This window comes from Nocardia sp. CC201C, from assembly GCF_030010695.1.
Classification (GTDB): Bacteria; Actinomycetota; Actinomycetes; order Mycobacteriales; family Mycobacteriaceae; genus Nocardia; species Nocardia otitidiscaviarum.
The window spans coordinates 1-2,554 of sequence record NZ_JASCXP010000645.1 but is presented as its reverse complement, the minus strand read 5'-3'; the positions used below and the strand labels follow the sequence as shown (position 1 = coordinate 2,554).

Here is a 2,554-nt window from a genome sequence, read left to right as displayed (position 1 = left end):
GCGCGCTCATGCTCGGCGTGCGCCTGCTGTGCGAGCTGACGCGGCTGGCCTATCTGAACGGACGCGACCGCGACACCCGGCTGGAGCTGTACGACGGCGGCTGCGTGGCCGTGGTCGGCGGCCGCGCACGGACCATCCGATACGACACCGCCACGGTGCGGCGGGCGGTGACCGAGGACGCCGACCACGTGCCCGGCCGGACCGCGCACCCGTACACGGTGACCGACACCGGCGGCGATCCGATCGTGCTGCGGCAGACCATCGACCACCCGGAACAGTGGGGTCCGGAGATCGACCGCGCCGTCACCGAGGCGCAACTGCCCCGGGTGCTGGCCGTCCTGGAGTCGGGCGGACGCCTCGACTTCGCGCCCTTCTGGATGACGTCCACCGAGATCGGTGTGGAGCACCGCTCGGTGTCGTGGGCCCGGGTCAGCGGCATCGTGGTGCACAAGGACTGGGTCTCGGTGCGCATCCGCGGGGAATCGCTGCCGCTGGAATCGCTGCCCGCGAACGTGATCGGGAACTTCACGCTGTTCCGCACGGTCGCCGAGCGGATGCGGTCGGCGACCGCGGCACGGGCCTGACCGGTAGCGCGGCATAGCCGCCTGGCACGATCGCGTTCATCCGCTACCGAGGCGGCCCGGACCGGAATACCTCGTCGTCGCCGCCAACCGGCCCGTGTCCCGCCTTCAGCGGCATGGTGCGGGCATCTCCCCGGAGCGGGCCGTCACCGGCTCCGAATCGCTGTGGGTGCCAGGGGTGTGCCGACACACATTCTGAACTCGAAGGACAATCCGGCGCTGGTAGGCGTTTGACGACGCCCGCGAGAGCCGCGCGGGCGCCCGGGGGCGAATCCCACAGCGGGTCAAGTCAACTTGACCGCTTCCGTCGGACGTGACACCGCCGGAGCGCAGGTGGCGGGGGTGCGGTACCGGAGTGTCGCGACGGGACGCGCGCATCCGGTGAGCAATTCCTCGGAATCGGTTGCTCTAAAACTGCTGTGCTGTCAGGATATCTCGCACGTGACCGCTTCCGATCAGGGTGTGGTCGCGATGTATTCCCTTTTGCGAGAACAGTATTCATCGGCGTGTGTCCAATTTCAGGAGTTAGGCCATGACTGCGGGGATCTTCTCCGATACGGGGAAATTTCTCGCCCTGGGGCGAGAGACCGCTCGGGAGCTACTTCTCGAATTATCCGATGGAGCAAAGGAATCGCGGACGGGAGTATTACGTGTCACCGGAGATCCGGGAGGTGATTTCCATATCGTCCGCGGCCGGATAGTCATCGTCGATTCGCCCGGTGCGCCGGGCGTCGGCGATCTGCTGACCCGCCCCGGACGGCCCTCCTCCGGTGTCGCGGAAATGCGGGTGGTGGCGATGATGGCGGCGCTGGACGGGGCGTTCGCCATAGCCGCGGGCTGGCTCGGCAGCTGCTACTGGCAGGAGCCGATCGAACCGCCACCACCCGTCTTCGCGCCGCCCACACCCGGTATCGAGCCCGGCTGGCTGCTGTTCGAGACCGACCGGCGATTGCGCGCCCTCGCACACGCCGGGGTGTCACCGCATCGAAACCACTTGGCGCTCACCGATCGCGGACGCACCCTACTGGCCGGGGCCGTACCGAATCCGCGTGCGGAGATCCTGCTGTGGGTGAACGGCCGCCGTAGCTGCCGCGATATCGCCATGCAGCTCTGCCGCGGTCTCTACCCGGTCACCGTGGAGGTCTCCCGCATGCTCGGCGACGACATCCTCGCGATCACCCCGCCGCAGCGGGCGATCCCCGAGCCACCGCGCACGCCCTCGGGCCGCTCCCTGCTGCCGCGTCGCCGCCGCGGAGCCAGCGGCATCAACGACACCCTCCGACCACCTCCGCCGCGCGCCCGGATCGGCCAACAGCTCATCCCCGTCGCGCGGGAACCAGAAAGGAAGCCATGAATACCTCCAACCCCGCCGCGCAAGGTAGTCTCTCCGATCGCATCGCGATTCTCGTGAAGGTGATGCGCTCCGAGGTCCCCGAATGCATCGCCGCCGGCGCGATCGATATGGCGACGGGCATGTTGCTCGCGGTGGAAACCGTCGACAACCACCCCCAGGAAGTCCTCGATCTCCTCGCCGCCGCCACCCTGGAAATCTTCCAGGGCCGCAATGTGACCATGATCGAAGACATTTGGAAGGAACGCCGCGGCGTACGAACCGACCGCCACTATTTCCAGGAGATCCTGGTCAACAGCGACAACCTCACCCACCTGTTCATCCGCACCGAAAGCCGAGACGACGTGGTCGTCGTAGCCGTCTGCCGCAAAACCGTCAATGTCGGCATGCTCTTCGCCCAGGCCCGCCGAGTCCTGAAAGATACCGGCCGCCTTTAATCTTTCGCAGGCAATTACTCAGCTACCCACCTTCCCCACACCTCCGGGTGCCGCTGCTCAGGCGTCGGACCGCCACCGCACGCCCGGCCCCGGACGCACTCCCGGCCGCCCGCCTCAAACCGGCCCGGGGGGGCCCCCCCCCCCCCCGTTGGACCCCCCCCCCCCCCCCCCCGTATTTTTTTTAT

Annotated in this window: 3 protein-coding genes; all 3 read left to right on the top strand. The window is 67.8% G+C overall.

The window, feature by feature from the left end:
• Window positions 1–584: DUF6585 family protein (locus QK444_RS35425; protein ID WP_282786374.1), on the top strand; the 584-nt coding region annotated here is incomplete at its 5' end.
• Window positions 585–1,113: 529 nt separating this feature from the next.
• On the top strand, window positions 1,114–1,935 hold the full coding sequence (locus QK444_RS35420; protein ID WP_282786373.1) for a hypothetical protein: 822 nt from the start codon (window positions 1,114–1,116) through the stop codon (window positions 1,933–1,935).
• A complete protein-coding gene (locus tag QK444_RS35415; protein ID WP_282786371.1) occupies window positions 1,932–2,369 on the top strand; it encodes a hypothetical protein in 438 nt (145 codons plus the stop codon). Before QK444_RS35420 ends, QK444_RS35415 begins: the two co-directional genes overlap by 4 nt.
• Window positions 2,370–2,554: the final 185 nt, after the last annotated feature.